The sequence below is a fragment of the Streptomyces sp. rh34 genome (assembly GCF_002551245.1).
In the GTDB taxonomy this organism is placed as follows: domain Bacteria; phylum Actinomycetota; class Actinomycetes; order Streptomycetales; family Streptomycetaceae; genus Streptomyces.
This window is the reverse complement of sequence record NZ_NTGZ01000056.1, coordinates 1-18854: the sequence shown is the minus strand read 5'-3', so window position 1 is coordinate 18854 and position 18854 is coordinate 1. Positions and strand designations below refer to the sequence as shown.

At 70.8% G+C, this 18854-nt stretch carries 19 protein-coding genes; 6 read left to right on the top strand and 13 right to left on the bottom strand.

Going from position 1 to position 18854, the window contains the following annotated elements:
- Positions 1-271: 271 nt before the first annotated feature.
- Positions 272-2671 carry an AfsR/SARP family transcriptional regulator gene (locus CR470_RS39115; RefSeq protein WP_097867848.1) on the top strand — a complete coding sequence of 800 codons (2400 nt, stop codon included), beginning with the start codon at positions 272-274 and terminating at the stop codon, positions 2669-2671.
- A 213-nt stretch (positions 2672-2884) separates the two neighbouring features.
- On the opposite strand, the gene CR470_RS13555 is transcribed toward CR470_RS39115, so the two are convergent.
- Both CR470_RS13555 and CR470_RS13550 read right to left on the bottom strand, forming a co-directional pair.
- Positions 2885-3442: a TetR/AcrR family transcriptional regulator gene (locus CR470_RS13555; RefSeq protein ID WP_097867847.1), complete on the bottom strand. Its 558-nt coding sequence runs from the start codon at positions 3440-3442 to the stop codon at positions 2885-2887.
- Positions 3442-3768 (bottom strand): DMT family transporter, encoded by a 327-nt coding sequence (locus tag CR470_RS13550; RefSeq protein WP_097867846.1) that lies wholly within the window; start codon positions 3766-3768, stop codon positions 3442-3444. The genes CR470_RS13555 and CR470_RS13550 overlap by 1 nt, the downstream gene beginning before the upstream one ends.
- Before the next feature lie 299 nt (positions 3769-4067).
- On the opposite strand from CR470_RS13550, the gene CR470_RS13545 reads away from it, so the two are divergent.
- The gene (locus CR470_RS13545) at positions 4068-5057 is read left to right on the top strand and encodes a hypothetical protein (RefSeq protein ID WP_097867845.1); all 990 of its coding nucleotides are present in this window, start codon (positions 4068-4070) and stop codon (positions 5055-5057) included.
- Positions 5058-5079: 22 nt separating this feature from the next.
- Here the strand turns inward: CR470_RS13545 and CR470_RS13540 are convergent, their stop codons facing one another.
- The 9 genes from CR470_RS13540 to CR470_RS13500 all read right to left on the bottom strand — a co-directional run bounded on the left by CR470_RS13540 (position 5080) and on the right by CR470_RS13500 (position 12125).
- A complete protein-coding gene (locus CR470_RS13540) occupies positions 5080-5445 on the bottom strand; it encodes a VOC family protein (RefSeq protein WP_097867844.1) in 366 nt (121 codons plus the stop codon).
- An 82-nt stretch (positions 5446-5527) separates the two neighbouring features.
- Positions 5528-5866 (bottom strand): metal-sulfur cluster assembly factor, encoded by a 339-nt coding sequence (locus CR470_RS13535; RefSeq protein WP_003969897.1) that lies wholly within the window; start codon positions 5864-5866, stop codon positions 5528-5530.
- The gene (gene sufU / locus CR470_RS13530) at positions 5863-6318 is read right to left on the bottom strand and encodes a Fe-S cluster assembly sulfur transfer protein SufU (protein ID WP_007448468.1); all 456 of its coding nucleotides are present in this window, start codon (positions 6316-6318) and stop codon (positions 5863-5865) included. Before sufU ends, CR470_RS13535 begins: the two co-directional genes overlap by 4 nt.
- Before the next feature lie 10 nt (positions 6319-6328).
- Entirely contained in the window at positions 6329-7597 is a 1269-nt protein-coding gene (locus CR470_RS13525; protein ID WP_097867843.1) for a cysteine desulfurase, read from the bottom strand.
- Positions 7594-8358, bottom strand: coding sequence for a Fe-S cluster assembly ATPase SufC (gene sufC, locus CR470_RS13520; RefSeq protein ID WP_018957647.1), 765 nt, complete (start codon positions 8356-8358; stop codon positions 7594-7596). Before sufC ends, CR470_RS13525 begins: the two co-directional genes overlap by 4 nt.
- Positions 8359-8365: 7 nt before the next feature.
- Positions 8366-8683, bottom strand: coding sequence for a bifunctional 3-phenylpropionate/cinnamic acid dioxygenase ferredoxin subunit (locus CR470_RS13515; RefSeq protein ID WP_097867842.1), 318 nt, complete (start codon positions 8681-8683; stop codon positions 8366-8368).
- Positions 8683-9864 carry a Fe-S cluster assembly protein SufD gene (gene sufD, locus CR470_RS13510; protein WP_097867841.1) on the bottom strand — a complete coding sequence of 394 codons (1182 nt, stop codon included), beginning with the start codon at positions 9862-9864 and terminating at the stop codon, positions 8683-8685. Before sufD ends, CR470_RS13515 begins: the two co-directional genes overlap by 1 nt.
- Positions 9865-9963: 99 nt before the next feature.
- The gene (sufB, locus tag CR470_RS13505; RefSeq protein ID WP_097867840.1) at positions 9964-11385 is read right to left on the bottom strand and encodes a Fe-S cluster assembly protein SufB; all 1422 of its coding nucleotides are present in this window, start codon (positions 11383-11385) and stop codon (positions 9964-9966) included.
- Entirely contained in the window at positions 11382-12125 is a 744-nt protein-coding gene (locus CR470_RS13500) for a helix-turn-helix transcriptional regulator (protein WP_097867839.1), read from the bottom strand. Before CR470_RS13500 ends, sufB begins: the two co-directional genes overlap by 4 nt.
- Positions 12126-12261: 136 nt before the next feature.
- Here CR470_RS13500 and CR470_RS13495 point away from each other — a divergent pair, with 136 nt between their 5' ends.
- The 3 genes from CR470_RS13495 (at position 12262) to CR470_RS13485 (ending at position 15044) form a co-directional block, all read left to right on the top strand.
- A complete protein-coding gene (locus tag CR470_RS13495; protein ID WP_097867838.1) occupies positions 12262-13203 on the top strand; it encodes an ABC transporter ATP-binding protein in 942 nt (313 codons plus the stop codon).
- Complete coding sequence (locus CR470_RS13490) at positions 13200-13967, top strand: ABC transporter permease (protein WP_097867837.1); 768 nt, start codon at positions 13200-13202, stop codon at positions 13965-13967. Before CR470_RS13495 ends, CR470_RS13490 begins: the two co-directional genes overlap by 4 nt.
- A gap of 90 nt (positions 13968-14057) precedes the next feature.
- Complete coding sequence (locus CR470_RS13485) at positions 14058-15044, top strand: COX15/CtaA family protein (RefSeq protein WP_097867836.1); 987 nt, start codon at positions 14058-14060, stop codon at positions 15042-15044.
- A 108-nt stretch (positions 15045-15152) separates the two neighbouring features.
- Here CR470_RS13485 and CR470_RS13480 read toward each other — a convergent pair whose 3' ends face one another.
- Positions 15153-15530, bottom strand: a complete 378-nt coding sequence (locus CR470_RS13480; protein ID WP_097867835.1) for a hypothetical protein — start codon at positions 15528-15530, stop codon at positions 15153-15155.
- A gap of 52 nt (positions 15531-15582) precedes the next feature.
- Positions 15583-16536 (bottom strand): heme o synthase, encoded by a 954-nt coding sequence (locus tag CR470_RS13475; RefSeq protein WP_097867834.1) that lies wholly within the window; start codon positions 16534-16536, stop codon positions 15583-15585.
- A gap of 286 nt (positions 16537-16822) precedes the next feature.
- Here CR470_RS13475 and tkt point away from each other — a divergent pair.
- Positions 16823-18854 (top strand): transketolase (gene tkt, locus CR470_RS13470; protein ID WP_097867833.1); only part of this gene is annotated, 2032 nt, incomplete at its 3' end.

Below are 18854 nucleotides of genomic sequence, written 5' to 3'. Positions count from 1 at the left end.
CGCCCTGTCGGCGAGCCTTCTCCTGCCAGCGCCCGCCCTGGCCGGGCGCCCGGGTGCCCGGACGGTCGGCCAAAGCGCCGGGCGGGTTCTGGAACCTTCCGTGCATGGAAATCCTCTCGGTGGGTGAGGGGACCCGCGGTGTGCTCCCGGCCGGTTGCGTGAGTGCGCCTCGGGCCCCGTCAGCTTCCGTCGGCGCTCTTGCACGAATCTTGATGAAATCCAAAACCGGCGGCGGCTGGTGGGACGGCACTCAGCAGACGGGCGGAGCGCGTTGGCAATCTGGTACGGGGTCCTCGGAGAGATCGAGGCCCGGCGGGACGGACGCCGGGTGGATCTGGGCCCGGCCCGGCAGCGGACCGTCCTGGCGGCACTGCTGATGGATGCGGACCGGGTGGTTCCGGTGGATGGCCTGGCGGAACGGGTCTGGGGCGACCGGCCGCCGCGCCGGGTCGCGGCGGCGGTGCACACCTATCTGTCACGGCTGAGGCGGGTGCTGGAGCGACCCGCGCCGGACGCCGTCGTACCGGCGGGCGCTGACACGGGGCGGCCCGCGATCGTGCGGCGGCCCGGCGGGTATACGGTGCCGGCCGGTCCGGGAACGGTGGATGTGCATCTCTTCCACGATCTGGTCGCCCGCGCGCGGTCGGCCGACGACGACGGGGCGCTGGAGCTGTACGACCGGGCGCTCGCGCTGTGGCGGGGCGAGCCGTTCGCGGCGGTGGACACCCCGTGGTTCAACGCGGCGCGGGTCTCGCTGTCGGAGCAGCGGCACGCCTGCCGCCTGGACCGCAACGATGTGGCGCTGCGGCTGGGGTGTCACGGCGCGCTGTTGCCGGAACTGGGCGCCTGCCATGACGAGCGACCCTGGGACGAGCGGCTGACCGCACAGCTGATGATCGCACTGGGCCGCAGCGGACGGACGGCGGACGCGCTGCGCTGCTTCGAGCGGGTGCGGTCCGCGCTGGCGGAGGAGTTGGGCAGCGATCCGGGTCCGGAGCTGCGGCGGCTGCATCAACGGATGCTGGCGGGTGATCCGGCGATCGGGCCGGTCCGGCGACCGGTCTCGCCGGTGCCGGGCTCCCGCACGGCGTCCGGGGCACCCGCGGGAGCGGACTCCCGACCACTCCCCGGTGGGCCGCGCATCGGCGCGGTGCCGCGCGAACTGCCCTCGGCGACACGGCGCTTCACCGGGCGTACAGCTGAACTCGCGCTGCTGGACGAGGCACTGGGCCGGTCGCTGGACGAGACGCCGGGCATGGCGACGACCACCGGCCCCGGCGCAGGGCCGGTGTGTGTCATCAGCGGCGGTGCGGGGGTCGGCAAGACCTCGGTGGCGCTGCACTGGGCGCACCGGAACCTCTGCCGTTTCCCCGACGGGCAGTTGTACGCGGATCTGCGCGGGTTCGCCCGCTCGGGCGGTCCGCTGCCGCCCGCCGCGGCGCTCCGACTGCTGCTGTGCGGTCTCGGCGTGGACCCGGCGGCGGCACCGGCGGGTCGGCCGGCGCTCGCCGGGCTGTACCGGAGCCTGGTCGCGGACCGCCGGGTGCTGATCGTGCTGGACGACGCCGCCGACGCCGAACAGGTGGCGGCGCTGCTGCCGGGGAGCGCGGGGGCCGCCGTACTGGTCACCAGCCGTCGTCGGCTGACGGGGCTCGCCGTCACCCAGGGGGCGCAAGCGGTGCCGCTGTCCACGCTGTCCCGGGCGGACTCCCGGGAGCTCCTCGGGCACCGGTTGGGCGAGGCACGGCTGGCGGCCGAGCCGGAGGCGACGGCGGCCGTCCTGGAGCAGTGCGCGGGTCTGCCGCTGGCGCTCGGCGTGGTCGCGGCGCGGGCGGCGGCCCGGCCGGGCTTTCCGCTGGCGGACCTCGCCGAGGAGCTGCGGGACGCGACGGGTCGGCTGACCGCTCTGGGCACGGGTGACCCGTCGGCGGATGTCCGGGCGGCACTGCGTCTGTCGTACCGGGCGCTGAGCAGTGCCGCGGCAGGGGCGTTCCGGTTGCTGTCGGCGGTGCCGGGGCCGGACATCGGGCTGGGCGCCGCGGGAAGTCTGCTGGGCTGTTCCCCGGTGTCGGCGCGGGTGCTGCTGCGGGAGCTGGAGGCGGTCCATCTGCTGGAGCAGCACGGGCCCGGCCGGTACCGGATGAACGGGTTGGTGCGGGTGTTCTCGGCCGAACTGCGGGAGGCGGGGCCGTTCGAGCGGGCGCTGCGGCGGGTGCTGGACCACTACGCGCACACGGCGTGGGCGGCCCGTCGGCTGCTGGGCCCGTACGGGCATCGGCCGGTGTGGCTGGGGCCGCCGCTGCCGGGGGTGACCCCGGAACGGCCCGCCGACCGGCGTGCGGCGGGGGCGTGGTTCCACGCCGAGCGGGCGTGTCTCGCCGCCGCCCGTCGGCTGGCGGAGCGGCGGGGGTGGGACTCGGTGGTGTGGGAACTGGCCCTGGTGCTGAACGGCCCGGGGCTGCGGCAGGGCCGGGCCTACGGGGCAAAGGGGGCGGCTGCGGGAGCGGGTAGGGGCGAGCTGCCCGGCGGGGCGCATCGCCGGGCGGTCCACAGCCGTCGCCCGGGGTACGCCCTGGTGGAGACCGGGGGGCGGGGAGGCGGCGCGGACGGCGAGGGTGGTGGGGGCCGGGTACCGGCGGGGGCCGCGCCGACGTTGCCGTGCCTGGCGTGAGCGATCATGTGGCACTGCCTCGCGGGTGGTGGTCCGCGACCGTACGGCGGCCTCCGGGGTGGGCCGCGTGGTATTCGGCATCGGTGCGGCAGGTCAGGGCCCCGCGCTCCGGAACGTCCCGACGGAGCGGCGGCTGCGCTCCCCACGAGCACGTCGGTGTCGGCTCGGACGTGAGGTGCAAGGAGACGGCGCGGGGCGGACTCGCGGTGAACATCATCGAGTGCTGCCGCCGTCCACGATCCGGGCCAGCATCTCCCGGGTGTAGGGCGCGTCGAACGTGCCGCCGGTGAGCAGCACCTGGAGGCAGACGCCGTCCATCAGCGCGACGAGGGCCCGCGCGGTCTCCGGGTCGGTGCGCCGGGACAGCAGCTCGACGGCCTCCTCGGTCCACTCGGCTGCGACGGGGCGCAGCGCGGGGCGGCGCAGGGCCGCGAGGTACAGCTCGTACTCCAGCTCGATCGCCCCGCGTTCGCCCGCGAACCACCGGTCCAGCAGCCGGGTCAGTTCCTCCGCGAGGCCGACGGGTCCGGCAGGTCCCGCCAGGGCCTCGCTGCCTCGCAGGGCCTGCACGAAGTTCTCGTTGCACCGGCGCAGGGCGGCGACCAGGAGTTCGTCGAGGGAGCCGAAGTGGTACGTGGTCGAGCCGAGCGGCACATCGGCCTCGGCGGCCACGGTGCGGTGGCTGAGACCGGCCATGCCGTCGGCCGCGATCACACGCAGCGCCGCGTCGATGATCCGCGTCCGTCGCCCGGGGTCGTACCGCCGGGCCATCAGTGCGCCCCGCCCAGGTTGAGGACGACGACCCCGGCCACGATCAGGGCGATGCCCGCGATCTTGACCAGGCCGCTGGACTCCCCCAGGAACAGGATCCCGATGAGGGCGACGGCCGCGGTGCCGACGCCGGCCCAGATGGCGTACGCGGTGCCCACGGAGAGCGTCTTGAGGGTCTGCGCGAGCAGGGTGAAGGCGATGAGGTAGCCCACCGCGGTGCCGAGCGAGGGCCAGAGCCGGGTGAAGCCCTCGCTGTACTTCATGGCGGTCGTCCCGGCCACCTCCGCCGCGATGGCGGCGGCCAGCAGTCCGTATGCGTATCCCATGTGTACGACTGTACCCAACGTTGCGTACGGCCGTACATATCATCGGCCCACGTCGGGGACGCTACGGTGTGCCGACCGACCACACGGCCCGGCAACCGGGCCGACGACACAACGGAGACGCAGTGGCGCAGGACGCAGGGTGGGGCGGCGGCCCGTACGGGGGCGCACCTCACGGTGGGGGGCCCTTCCACGGGGGCGCGCAGGGGCCGGGCGGCGGCTGGAACGGCGGGTGGGACGGCGGATGGGCCGCACCGCCCAAGCCCGGGGTCATACCCCTGGCGCCGCTGAGGATCTCGGACATGCTCAGCGGCGCCTTCTCGACCCTCGGGCGGTACTGGAAGCCGCTGATCGGGATGGCTCTGACGCTGTTCGGCGCGGCGACGCTCGTGGTGATCCTCGCGCTGGTGGTCGCCGCCTCCGCCGTCGCCACCCACTGGGACGAGCTGACGTCCGACTCCCCGGGGTCCCCCGACGCGGCGGAACTCGTCCCGCTGGGCATCGCGTTCGGCGTACTGATGATCATCGGCGTCATCGTCTACCTGCTGGCGTCGGCCGTGGTGCAGGCGGCGGTCCCCGTGGTCCTCCAGGAAGCCGTCCTGGGCCGCCCGATCCGCTTCGGCACCGTCTGGAGCCGTGCCTGGTCGCGGGTCTGGTCCATCATCGGCACGGTGTTCCTGACCGGCCTGATCGCGATCATCCCGATGGCGCTCTTCATGACCGCCATCGCCGGGCTGACGATCTACACCGTCTCGCTGGGCGACGAGGACGGCGTCGTGCCACTGATCGTGATCGGCCTCATCGGCACCCTGCTCGTCGCCCCCGTGGCGGTCTGGCTCTGGGTGCGGTTCTCCCTGGCCCCGACGATCGTGGTCTTCGAGAACCAACGCCCGGTCGCGGCCCTGCGCCGCTCGGCCCAGCTCGTGCGTGGCAGCTGGTGGCGGGTCTTCGGCGTCGGGCTGCTCGCCTACGCGCTGGCGTCCATGATCGGCTACACGATCCAGATGCCGTTCCAGATGGTCGGCCTGCTCCCCGGCATGTTCGACCCGGCGGACATGGACGCCGACGCGAGCGGCGGGGAGCTCATCGCCCTGTTCGGCGGCCTGATGCTGCTCTCGTTCATCAGCCAGCTGATCGCCCAGCTCTTCACGGCGATCTTCCCGCCACTGGTCGTCGGCCTGCTGTACGTCGACCGCCGGATGCGCGCGGAGAACCTGGGCCCGGTGCTGGCCGAGGCGGCGGGAGCGACACTGCCCGAGCAGTACGGCCCGCCGCCGGCCGCCCATATCTGAGTTCGGAGGGGCCGGGCCGGGCTCAGTCGGTCAGGGTCCGCTTGGGGCGCAGCACACAGAACTCGTTGCCCTCCGGATCGGCCATCACCACGAAGGTGGCGTCCGGCCCCTGCCCGACGTCCACCCGCCGGGCACCGAGCGCGAGGATCCGCTCGACCTCGGCGTCCCGGTCGTCGGGGGTCAGATCGATGTGCAGCCGGTTCTTGACGGTCTTCCCCTCCGGCACGGCGAGGAAGCACATGCCCGGCAACGCGGTCTCGTGGGCGCCGATGACGATCTCCTCCTCGTCCTCGAAGAGCACCTGCCAGTCCAGCACCGCGCTCCAGAAGCGGGCGAGGAGCGGCAGGTCGTGAGCGTCGACGGCGATGTGGTAAATGGAGACGGCCATGCCCGCCAGTGTGCCTGGCGGGCATGGCCGTTCACCACTGCCCCGGGGACGTGTCAGGTGTCGGAACCGTCCGGGGGACGTGTCAGACGTTGAACCCGAGCGCGCGGAGCTGCTCGCGTCCGTCGTCGGTGATCTTGTCCGGGCCCCACGGCGGCATCCAGACCCAGTTGATCCGCAGCTCGTTGACGATGCCGTCGGTGGCGGACTTCGCCTGGTCCTCGATGACGTCGGTCAGCGGGCAGGCCGCGGACGTCAGGGTCATGTCGAGGGTGGCGATGTTGGCGTCGTCGACGTGGATGCCGTAGATCAGGCCCAGGTTGACGACGTCGATGCCCAGCTCGGGGTCGACGACGTCGTACAGCGCCTCGCGGACCTCCTCCTCGGAGGCCGGCTTCATGGTCGCGGTCTCGTTGTCGCTCATGCGGTCTTCCCTTCGGACAGCGCCTTGGCCGTCGCGTCCTTCCACGCCATCCAGCTCAGCAGCGCGCACTTGACCCGGGCGGGGTACTTGGAGACGCCGGCGAACGCGACGGCGTCCTCCAGCACCTCCTCCATCGCGTCGTCGGGCTCCAGCTGGCCCTTGGACTGCATCAGCTCCAGGAAGGCGTCCTGGATCTTCTGCGCCTGGGACAGCTCCTTGCCGACGAGCAGCTCGTTCAGCACGGAGGCACTGGCCTGGCTGATGGAGCAGCCCTGGCCCTCGTAGCTCACGTCGGCGATGGTCTCGCCGTCGTACTTCACCCGCAGCGTGATCTCGTCACCGCACGTCGGATTGGTGTGGTGCACCTCCGCGTCGCCGTCCCGCAGGCCGCGCCCGTGGGGGTGCTTGTAGTGGTCCAGGATCACTTCCTGGTACATGGATTCCAGCTTCACCAGTCAGCCCTCAGCCGAAGAAGTTCCGGACGTGCTCCAGACCGTCCACCAGGGCGTCGACCTCGGCGGGCGTGGAGTACAGATAGAACGACGCTCGCGTCGTCGCGGGAATTCCGTACCGCAGGCAGACCGGCCGCGCGCAGTGGTGGCCGACCCGGACGCAGATGCCCAGCTCGTCGAGGACCTGGCCCACGTCGTGCGGGTGGATGTCGCCGAGCGTGAAGGAGATCGTCGCCCCGCGGTCCTCGGCCGTCGCCGGGCCGATGATCCGCAGGTCCGGGACCTCCAGGAGGCGCTTCACCGCGTACTCGGTGATCGCCTTCTCGTGCTGGTGGATCTTCTCCATGCCGATCGCCGAGAGGTAGTCCACGGCCGCGCCGAGGCCGACGGCCTGGGCGATCGGGGGCGTACCGGCCTCGAACTTGTGCGGCGCCGGAGCATACGTCGACGAGTGCATCGACACGGTCTCGATCATCTCGCCGCCGCCGAGGAACGGGGGCAGGTCCTCCAGGAGTTCCTGCCGCCCCCACAGCACGCCGATACCCGTCGGGCCGACCATCTTGTGGCCGGTGAAGGCCACGAAGTCCGCCTGGAGCGCCTGCACGTCGAGCACCATGTGCGGGGCCGCCTGCGAGGCGTCGATGCAGACCAGCGCGCCGACCTGCTGGGCGCGGCGGATGATCTGCTCGACCGGGTTGACGGTGCCCAGGATGTTCGAGACCAGCGTGAAGGAGACGATCTTCGTCTTCTCGGTGATGATCTCGTCGATGTTCGACAGGTCGAGCCGGCCGTCGTCGGTGATGCCGAACCACTTCAGCTTCGCGCCGGTGCGCTGCGAGAGCAGCTGCCACGGCACGATGTTGGAGTGGTGCTCCATCTCCGTGGTGACGATCTCCGTGTCGCTGTCCACCCGATAGGGCTCGTCCGCCCAGCCGAGCATGTTCGCCACGAGGTTGAGCGACTCCGAGGCGTTCTTGGTGAAGATCACCTCGTTGCGGCTCGGCGCGTTGATGAAGGCCGCGACCTTGTCACGGGCACCCTCGTACAGCGCGGTGGCCTCCTCGGCGACCGTGTAGACGCCGCGGTGCACGTTCGCGTTGTACCGCTCGTAGTACTCGTTGAGCGCGTCGAGGACCTGGCGCGGCTTCTGCGAGGTCGCCGCGGAGTCCAGGTAAACGATCTTCTTGCCATCGTGGACCGTGCGGTCCAGGATCGGGAAGTCCTTGCGGATCGCCTCGGTGTCGAGGAGGCCGGTGAGCCCCTGTCGGGCGTCAGTCACGCGGAAGCGCCACCCTTCGTGTAGGCCTCGTAGCCCTCGTTCTCCAGCTGGTCGGCCAGCTCGGCGCCGCCGGAGGCCGCGATACGGCCGTTGGCGAAGACGTGCACGAAGTCGGGCTTGATGTACTTCAGGATGCGGGTGTAGTGCGTGATCAGCAGCGTGCCGACCTCACCGGTCTCGCGGACCCGGTTGACACCCTCGGAGACGGTCTTGAGCGCGTCGACGTCCAGGCCGGAATCGGTCTCGTCCAGGACGGCGATCTTCGGCTTGAGGAGCTCCAGCTGGAGGATCTCGTGGCGCTTCTTCTCACCGCCGGAGAAGCCCTCGTTGACGTTGCGCTCGGCGAAGGCGGGGTCCATCTGGAGCCCGGCCATCGTCTCCTTGACCTCCTTGACCCACGTACGCAGCTTGGGGGCCTCGCCGCGGATGGCGGTGGCGGAGGTGCGCAGGAAGTTGGAGACCGAGACACCGGGGATCTCGACCGGGTACTGCATGGCGAGGAACAGGCCGGCGCGGGCCCGCTCGTCGACGGACATCTCCAGGACGTCCTCGCCGTCCAGGGTGACCGTGCCACTGGTGATCGTGTACTTGGGGTGACCCGCGAGCGAGTACGCGAGGGTGGACTTGCCGGACCCGTTGGGGCCCATGATGGCGTGGGTCTCGCCCTGCTTCACGGTCAGGTCGACGCCCTTGAGGATCTCCTTCGTGGCGTTGTCGGCCTCGACGGTGACGTGCAGGTCGCGGATTTCAAGCGTTGCCATGGGTGACTCAGGACTCCTGGGTGACGGAGACGAGCACATCGTCCCCTTCGATCTTGACGGGGTATACGGGGACGGGGCGCGTCGCGGGAAGGCCGGACGGCTTGCCGGTGCGGAGGTCGAACGACGATCCGTGCAGCCAGCACTCGATCGCGCAGTCCTCCACCTCGCCCTCCGAGAGGGACACGTTCGCGTGCGAGCAGATGTCGTTGATCGCGAACACCTCGCCCTCGGTGCGGACGACGGAGACGGGTGTGCCGTCGAGCTCCACCCGCTTGGGGGTGTCGTCCTCCAGCTCACTCAGCGCACAGACCTTGACGAAGGCCATCAGACGGACGCCTTCAGCTCGGTCTCGATCTTCTCGATGAGACGCGCTTCGACGTCCGGCAGGCCGATCTGCTGGACCAGCTCGGCGAAGAATCCGCGCACGACGAGACGGCGGGCCTCCTCGGCCGGGATGCCGCGGGACTGGAGGTAGAAGAGCTGCTCGTCGTCGAAGCGGCCGGTCGCCGAGGCGTGGCCGGCGCCGACGATCTCGCCGGTCTCGATCTCCAGGTTGGGTACGGAGTCGACCCGGGCGCCGTCGGTGAGGACGAGGTTCCGGTTCATCTCGTAGGTGTCGGTGCCCTCGGCCGCGGCCTGGATGAGGACGTCGCCGATCCAGACGGCGTGTGCGCCGTCGCCCTGGAGGGCGCCCTTGTACACCGCGTTGGACTTGCAGTGCGGGGTGTTGTGGTCGACCAGGAGGCGGTGCTCCTGGTGCTGGCCCTTGTCGGTGAAGTACAGGCCGAACAGCTCCGCCTCGCCGCCGGGGGCCGCGTAGGCCACCCGGGGGTGCAGGCGCACCACGTCGCCGCCGAAGGTGACGACGATCGACTTGAAGGAGGCGTCCCGGCCCACCAGGGCGTTGTGCTGGCCGACGTGGACGGCCGTGTCGTCCCAGTCCTGGACGGAGACGACGGTCAGCTTCGCGCCGTCGCCGAGGACGTAGTCGACGTTGGCGGCGAGCACCGCGTCACCGGTGTGGTCGATGACGACGACGGCCTCGGCGAAGGCGCCCAGCTGGATGAGCTGGTGGCCGTAGGCGACGCCGCCCTCGCCGTGCACGGCGATCCGGATCGGCTCGGCGAGCACGGCTTCCTTGGCGACCGTGACGACCGAGGCCTGCTCGAAGGAGCTGTACGCCTGGGCGGCGACCCGGTCCACCGGGGTGCCGGCCTTGCCGAGCCGGGAGTCGTCGCGGCCGACGGTCTCGACCGTGACGCCCTCGGGCGCCTCGATGGCGACCTTCACGCCACCGCCGCCCGCGACCGCGGTGCCGTCGTGCAGCCCGCGCAGCCGCTCCAGCGGCGTGAAGCGCCACTCCTCCTCGCGGCCGTGCGGGACGGGGAAGTCCGCGACGTCGAAGGACGGGGGTGCGCTCATACGGGTGGCGACGGTCGACTCGGCGGCCACCGCGATGGAGCCGGCGGTGGTGGAGCCCGCCGGAGTGTTCTGAGCCTCAGCCATGGCTGTCGTAGTGCTCGCTTTCTTCAGTCAAGAACTCGGGGGATTCGGTGGGGCGGGGACGGCCGCGGACGGCCGTCCCGGTGGTCCTCGGGTGAGGACCTAGCCGACCGAACCCTCCATCTGCAGCTCGATCAGCCGGTTGAGCTCCAGGGCGTACTCCATGGGCAGCTCCTTCGCGATCGGCTCGACGAAGCCGCGCACGATCATCGCCATGGCCTCGAACTCGGTGAGTCCGCGGCTCATGAGGTAGAAGAGCTGGTCCTCGGAGACCTTGGAGACGGTCGCCTCGTGGCCCATCGACACGTCGTCCTCGCGGACGTCGACGTAGGGGTAGGTGTCCGAGCGGGAGATCGTGTCGACGAGCAGAGCGTCGCAGAGCACGTTGGACTTCGCGCCCGGCGCGCCCTCGCCGATCTCGATCAGACCGCGGTAGGACGTGCGGCCGCCGCCTCGCGCCACCGACTTGGAGACGATGTTGGAGGAGGTGTTCGGGGCCATGTGGACCATCTTGGCGCCGGCGTCCTGGTGCTGGCCCTCGCCCGCGAAGGCGATGGACAGGGTCTCGCCCTTGGCGTGCTCGCCCATCAGGTAGACGGCCGGGTACTTCATGGTCACCTTGGAGCCGATGTTGCCGTCGACCCACTCCATGGTCGCGCCCTCGTAGGCCACGGCCCGCTTGGTGACCAGGTTGTAGACGTTGTTCGACCAGTTCTGGATGGTCGTGTAGCGGCAGCGGCCGCCCTTCTTCACGATGATCTCGACCACGGCGCTGTGCAGCGAGTCCGAGGAGTAGATCGGGGCGGTACAGCCCTCGACGTAGTGGACGTAGGCGTCCTCGTCGACGATGATCAGCGTCCGCTCGAACTGGCCCATGTTCTCCGTGTTGATACGGAAGTAGGCCTGGAGCGGGATGTCCACGTGGACGCCCTTGGGCACGTAGATGAACGAGCCGCCGGACCACACGGCCGAGTTCAGCGACGCGAACTTGTTGTCACCGACCGGGATGATGGTGCCGAAGTACTCCTTGAAGAGCTCCGGGTGCTCCTTCAGCGCGGTGTCGGTGTCCATGAAGATGACACCCTGCGCCTCCAGCTCCTCGTTGATCTGGTGGTAGACGACCTCGGACTCGTACTGCGCGGCGACGCCGGCGACGAGGCGCTGCTTCTCCGCCTCGGGGATGCCGAGCTTGTCGTACGTGTTCTTGATGTCCTCGGGCAGGTCCTCCCAGGAGGCCGCCTGCTTCTCCGTGGACCGCACGAAGTACTTGATGTTGTCGAAGTCGATGCCCGACAGGTCGGAGCCCCAGTTCGGCATGGGCTTCTTGCCGAAGAGCTTGAGGCCCTTGAGCCGCAGCTTCAGCATCCACTCGGGCTCGTTCTTCTTCTCCGAGATGTCGCGGACGACAGCCTCGGAGAGACCGCGCTTCGCCGCCGCGCCTGCCGCGTCGGAGTCGGCCCAGCCGAATTCGTACGTACCCAGACCCTCGAGCTCAGGGTGGGCAGTCTCCGTGGGGAGCGTCATGCGGGGTTCCTCCCGGCCGTGCTTGCAGATGCTGAATGGGTGGTCTGTGGGGGTGGAGCGTGGCCACTGCGCGGCACGTAGGTCGTGCACACGCCATCGCCATGGGCGAGGGTGGCCAGACGCTGCACATGGGTCCCGAGGAGGCTGGAGAAGAATTCCGTCTCCGCCTCGCACAGCTGTGGGAACTGCTCGGCGACATGCGCCACCGGGCAGTGGTGCTGGCACAGCTGCTCGCCCTGCTGCGGGCCCGGCGCGCTTCGCGCCATAGCAGCGTACCCGTCGGCCGACAGGGCCTTGGCCAGGGCCTCGGTGCGCCCTTCGGGCGCCGCGGCCTCGACCGCGGCGCGGTACGCCTCGCCCGTCGCGGCCATCCGGGCGCGGGCGAAGGCGAGGACCGCCTCGTCGCCCCCGGACTCGGCGATGAAGCGCAGGGCGTCGGCCGCCAGCTTGTCGTAGGACTGGTCGAAGGCGTCCCGGCCGCAGTCCGTCAGGGCGAACACCTTGGCGGGCCTGCCGCGGGTCCGCGCCCCGTAGACCCGCTGTTCGCGGGCTTCGACGACACCGTCGGAGACGAGGGCGTCCAGGTGGCGGCGGACGGCGGCCTGGGTGAGGCCGACGCGCTTGGCGAGGTCCCCGGCGGTGGAGGGGCCGTGGTCCAGGATGGAGCGCGCGACCCGGTTGCGCGTCGAGCGCTCACCGGTCGCGAGTTCCTCCTGAGGAGCCCGTCCGTCGTATTTCACAACACCATTGTTGCGTAATTCGTTCGCCCCTGACAACCACGGCCCGGAACGATCTACGGTGCGGTTCGTCACTTAGGGTTACCTAATCTGGCCCCGGGAGCCGCCCTCTCCGGGACCCTGCCTAGACTTACCCGCCATGGAGAACGAGCCCGTCGTACAGGTCAAGGGCCTGGTGAAGCGGTACGGCACGAAGACCGCGGTGAACGGCCTCGATCTGGTGGTCGCGACCGGCGCGGTGACCGCCGTCCTCGGCCCGAACGGCGCCGGGAAGACCACCACCATCGAGACCTGCGAGGGCTACCGCCGCCCCGACGCCGGCACCGTACGGGTCCTCGGCCTCGATCCGGTCGCCGACGCGGAGCGGCTGCGCCCGCGGATCGGGGTGATGCTCCAGTCCGGCGGCGTCTACTCCGGAGCGCGCGCCGACGAGATGCTCCGCCACATGGCCAAGCTCCACGCCCACCCCCTCGACGTGGACGCCCTGACCGAACGCCTCGGCCTCGGCGACTGCGGCCGGACCGCCTACCGGCGGCTCTCCGGCGGCCAGCAGCAGCGCCTCTCGCTGGCCATGGCGGTCGTCGGACGGCCCGAGCTGGTCTTCCTGGACGAGCCGACCGCCGGACTTGACCCGCAGGCCCGCCGATCCACCTGGGACCTGGTGCGCGAGCTGCGCGCCGACGGGGTGTCCGTGGTGCTGACCACCCACTTCATGGACGAGGCCGAGGCGCTCGCCGACGACGTCGCGATCATCGACGCCGGCCGGGTGATCGCCCGGGGCAGTCCGGAGTCGCTCCGCCGGAGCGGCGCGGAGAACACCCTGCGCTTCACCGGACGCCCGGGCCTCGACCTCGGCTCCCTCGTCAAGGCGCTGCCCGACGGCTCCGGGGCCGTCGAGCCGCTGCCGGGGACGTACCGGATCACCGGGACGATCGACCCGCAGCTGCTGGCCACGGTGACCTCCTGGTGCGCCCAGCACGGCGTGATGCCCGAGGGCATCTCCGTGGAGCGGCACACCCTGGAGGACGTCTTCCTCGAACTGACCGGCAGGCAACTGACCGGCAAGGAGCTGCGCGCATGAGCGCCGGTACGTACACCCCGCGCCCCGGCGCGGCCCCGCTCCCCCGGATGATCGCCGCGCAGACCGCGCTGGAGACCCGGATGCTGCTGCGCAACGGCGAACAGCTGCTGCTGACCGTGATCATCCCGACGCTGTTGCTGGTGCTGTTCAGCGCGGTCGACATCGTGGACACCGGCTCGGGCGCGTCGGTCGACTTCCTGGCCCCGGGCATCCTGGCGCTCGCCGTGATGTCCACCGCCTTCACCGGCCAGGCCATCGCCACCGGCTTCGAACGCCGTTACGGGGTCCTCAAGCGGCTCGGAGCCTCCCCGCTGCCCCGCTGGGCGCTGATGACCGCGAAGACGCTGTCGGTGCTGGTCACCGAGGTGCTCCAGATCGTGCTGCTGGCCGCCATCGCCCTCGCGCTCGGCTGGTCTCCGCAGGGCGGTCCGCTCTCCGTGCTGCTGCTGCTCGTCCTGGGGACCGCCGCGTTCTCCGGGCTCGGACTGCTGATGGCGGGGACGCTCAAGGCGGAGGCGACGCTCGCCGCCGCCAACCTGGTCTTCCTGCTGCTGCTGGTCGGCGGCGGGGTCATCGTGCCGCTGGACAAGTTCCCGGACGCCGTGCAGTCGGTGCTGGGGCTGCTGCCCGTGTCGGCGCTCTCCGAGGGGCTGCGGGACGTCCTCCAGCACGGTGCGTCGATGCCGTGGGCCGAGGCCGGGATCCTCGCGGTGTGGTCGGTGCTGGGGCTCGGCGCGGCGGCCAGGTTCTTCCGCTGGGAGTAGCCCGGCAGGGGGCAGGGCCGCACGGGCGTGTCCGGGCAACCGGGTACGAACCCGCCCCCTCGTGAAAACATGCACAAGCCCCGTCCTACGATGGTCCGCGTGGAAACCCCCATCTCCCTCATCGCCAAACGCTGGACGCCGTCCACCCGGATGGTGAAGCGCGCCGCGCTCTCCGCCATCGTGATGAGCGTCTTCATCATCGTCACCGGCGGCGCCGTCCGGCTCACCGGATCGGGCCTCGGCTGCGACACCTGGCCCAAGTGCACCGACGACAGCCTGTTCGCGACGCCCGAACAGGGGCTGCACGGCGCGATCGAGTTCGGCAATCGGATGCTGACGTATGTCCTGTCGGCCGCGGTCGGCTGGGCGATCATCGCCATCAGTTCGGTCAAGCCGCGCCGCCGCAAGCTCGCCCGGCTGGCCTGGCTGCAGTTCTGGATCGTGCTGGGCAACGCCGTCCTCGGCGGGATCACGGTCTGGGCGGGCCTCAACCCCTGGACGGTGGCCGGGCACTTCCTGCTGGCCAACGCGCTCCTCGCGGTCGCCGTGATCACCTGGGTGCGGGTCGGCGAGGGCGACGGCCCGCCGCGCCCCCGGACTCCGCTGCCGGTGCGGCGCCTGGCCTGGGCGATCGTGGCGACCACGGTGGTCCTGATCGTGCTGGGCACCTCGGTGACCGGTTCCGGCAAGCACGCCGGCGACAGCAGCGACGTACCGCGCATGCCGTGGGACTGGTCGGCCGCCGCCCATGTGCACGCCATCTCCGCCTGGGTCGTCTGCGCCCTGGCCATCGCGATGTGGCTGGCCCTGCGGGTGGTCGACGCCCCCGCCGACACCCGGGCCCGCGCCCGCGACCTGCTGATCGTGCTGCTCGCCCAGGGCGCGATCGGGTACGTCCAGTACTTCAGCGACGTCCCCGAGATCCTGGTCGGCGTCCACATGTTCGGCTCGGCCATCCTGTGGGTCGCCGTGATCCGGCTCGTGCTGAGCATGCGCGAGCGCGGCGGCGACGCGCCCGCCCCGCTGCCCGGCCCGTCCGCCCAGCAGCCGGAGACGACACCGGCGACGGCGGTCTGACGGACATCCGTACGACATACGGGAGGGGCGGCGGGCCGGTGCCCGCCGCCCCTTCCGTATATGTCATGTCCCGTATGCGGCGACGCCCGGCGGCGCCGAAAGCGGCCCTCAGCGGTCGCTGGAGGGTCCACCGACCTGGATCCCGGCCATCCGGGACCACTCGTACGGGCCGGTGCGGACCTTGAGTGCGAACTCGCCGTCGAACTCCTCGTGCATCGTGATGCCGGACTTCCGCGCCGCGTTCTCGGCCACGGCGTAGGTCGGGGCCACGAGGTCGCCCCAGGCGCCGTCCTCGCCGACCAGGACGATGCGGGCACCCGCCTGGCCGAGGTAGGCGAGCTGCCCCTCCGCGCCACCGTGCTCCTTGGCGAAGGCGCCGATCTCACGGGCGAGCTTCGCCGCCCTGCGGTCGGCACGTGCCGCCTTCCTGGCGTCCGTGCGTGAGGTCTGCCCGCTGTCGCTTACGTCTGCTGCCGTCTCTGCCATGAACAGGATGCTACCGATGGGTAGATGAACTGGCGACGGGCGGGGAGGAACCTCAGCGGAGGAAGGGGTCCACCGCGACGGCGAGGAAGAGGAGGGAGACGTAGGTGATGGACCAGTGGAAGAGCCGCATCTCCTTGAGCTTGGCCCCGGTCACTCCGGCCTTGGCCCGGTTCTGCAGGCCGTGGGCCTCCCAGAGCCAGGCGCCGCCGGACAGCAGCGCCACCGCGGTGTAGAACCAGCCGGTGTAGCCGAGCGGGGTGAGCAGCAGCGAGACCGCGACCATCACCCAGCTGTAGAGGACGATCTGCTTGGCGACCACCCGGTTGGAGGCGACCACCGGGAGCATCGGGACGCCGACCCGGGCGTAGTCGTCCTTGACCTTCATCGACAGCGGCCAGTAGTGCGGCGGCGTCCAGAAGAAGATGACGGCGAAGAGGATGACGGCGGCCCAGGAGAGCTCGTTCGTCACGGCGGACCAGCCGATGAGAACCGGCATGCAGCCCGCGATGCCGCCCCAGACGATGTTCTGGGAGGTGCGGCGCTTCAGCAGCATCGTGTAGACGACGACGTAGAAGAGCAGCGCGCCGAGCGCGAGAGCGGCCGAGAGCCAGTTGACGAGCAGTCCGAACCAGAGCGTGGAGACCACCGCGAGCGCGATGCCGAAGGCGAGGCATTCGCGGGGGCTGACCATGCCCGTGACCAGCGGGCGCTGGGACGTGCGGTCCATCAGCGCGTCGATGTCCCGGTCGATGTACATGTTGAGCGCGTTGGCGCCGCCGGCGGAGAGGAATCCCCCGATGGTGGTCGTGAGAACGAGCCACAGGTCGGGTACACCCTGGGCGGCGAGGAACATCACCGGAACGGTGGTGATGAGCAACAGCTCGATGATCCGTGGCTTGGTAAGCGCCACGAAGGCCTTGACGCGGGCCCCGAACGGGCGATGGCCCCCCGGGCTGGGAGTCAAGGCGACCCCTGCGGGTCGGGACTCGACGGCCGTCACGCACACCCCTGACAGAGAAATCCCAGCAAGCTCCGGGCGAGGAGGCCCGGTGAAGACTTGCGCGAACCCGTTCACTCTAGACGTTGCGGATACGCCGTCCTTCGCGGGGGTGGGGTCGTGTTGGGGGTGACTGTTCACCGGTATACGCATTCCGCCGGGAGGCGAACTCCGCCGGTCGCCCACACCCTGGAAAGTGCTCGGAAAGTGTGCGTGTCAACGGGGGTAGGCTCGACAGCGCCCGGTGCGGTAACAGTCACCGGCCTACGACAGTGGAGAGGAGCCCTGACTCAGGGTGAGCATCAAGCCGACCACCGCAGACTTCCAGTGGACCGATGTGGACCAGCGGGCCGTGGACACCGCCCGTGTTCTCGCCGCGGACGCCGTACAGAAAGTCGGAAACGGCCACCCGGGCACGGCGATGAGCCTGGCTCCCGCCGCGTACACCCTGTTCCAGAAGGTGATGCGGCACGACCCCGCGGACGCCGAGTGGACCGGCCGTGACCGGTTCGTCCTCTCCGCCGGCCACTCCAGCCTGACGCTCTACATCCAGCTCTACCTGGCCGGCTACGGCCTGGAGCTGGAGGACCTGAAGGCGTTCCGTACCTGGGGCTCCAAGACGCCGGGGCATCCGGAGTACGGCCACACCACCGGCGTCGAGACGACGACCGGGCCGCTGGGCCAGGGTGTCGCCAACGCGGTGGGCATGGCCATGGCCGCCCGCTACGAACGCGGTCTCTTCGACCCCGACGCGGCCCCCGGCACCTCCCCGTTCGACCACATGGTGTGGGTCGTCGCGGGTGACGGCTGCCTCCAGGAAGGCATCTCGGCCGAGGCGTCGTCGCTGGCCGGACACCAGAAGCTGGGCAACCTGGTCCTGCTGTGGGACGACAACCACATCTCCATCGAGGGCGACACCCAGACCGCGGTCTCCGAGGACACCATCAAGCGGTACGAGGCCTACGGCTGGCACGTCCAGCGCGTCGACCAGCTCCCCAACGGCGACCTCGACCCGGCCGGCCTGCACGCGGCGCTGCTGGCGGCGAAGGCCGAGACCGGGCGCCCCTCGTTCATCGCGGCCCGTTCGATCATCGCCTGGCCCGCCCCGAACGCCCAGAACACCGAGGCCGCGCACGGCTCGGCGCTCGGTGACGACGAGATCGCGGCGACCAAGCGGGTCCTGGGTTTCGACCCGGAGCAGACCTTCGAGGTCTCCGACGCGGTCATCGGCCACACGCGTGAGGCCCTGGACCGCGGCCGTGAGGCCCGAGCCGAGTGGGACAAGGCGTTCGCCGCGTGGCGCACCGCCCACCCCGAGCGCGCCGCCTCCTTCGACCGGATCGCCGCGGGCGAGCTGCCCGAGGGGTGGCAGGAGAAGCTCCCGGTCTTCGAGCCCGGCAAGTCCCTGGCCACCCGCGCGGCGTCCGGGAAGGTGCTGCAGGCGCTGGGCGATGTCGTGCCCGAGCTGTGGGGCGGCTCCGCCGACCTCGCCGGGTCGAACAACACCACGATCGACAAGACGTCGTCGTTCCTCCCGGCGGGCAACCCGCTGCCGGAGGCCGACCCGTACGGGCGCACGATCCACTTCGGGATCCGCGAGCACGCCATGGCCGCCGCCATGAACGGCATCGCGCTGCACGGCAACACCCGCATCTACGGCGGCACCTTCCTGGTGTTCTCCGACTACATGCGCAACGCGGTGCGGCTCTCCGCGCTGATGCACCTGCCGGTCACCTACGTGTGGACGCACGACTCGATCGGCCTCGGCGAGGACGGCCCGACCCACCAGCCGGTCGAGCACCTGGCCGCGCTGCGCGCCATCCCGGGCCTGAACCTGGTGCGCCCGGCCGACGCCAACGAGACGGCCATCGCCTGGCGCGAGATCCTGCGCCGCCACACCAAGGTGTTCGGCAAGGGCGCCCCGCACGGCCTCGCGCTGACCCGGCAGGGCGTGCCGACCTACGAGGCGAACGAGAACGCGGCCAGGGGCGGATACGTCCTGTTCGACGCCGAAGGGCCCTCCGGGCAGAACACCGAGCCGCAGGTGCTGCTCATCGCGACCGGCTCCGAGGTCCACCTCGCCGTCGAGGCGCGCGAGCAGCTCCAGACGGCCGGTGTGCCGACCCGGGTCGTCTCGATGCCGTCGGTCGAGTGGTTCGAGGAGCAGGACCAGGCATACAAGGACAGCGTGCTCCCGCCGTCGGTCAAGGCACGCGTCGCGGTCGAGGCGGGCATCGGCCTGACCTGGCACCGCTACGTCGGCGACGCCGGCCGCATCATCTCGCTGGAGCACTTCGGGGCCTCGGCCGACGCGAAGGTCCTGTTCC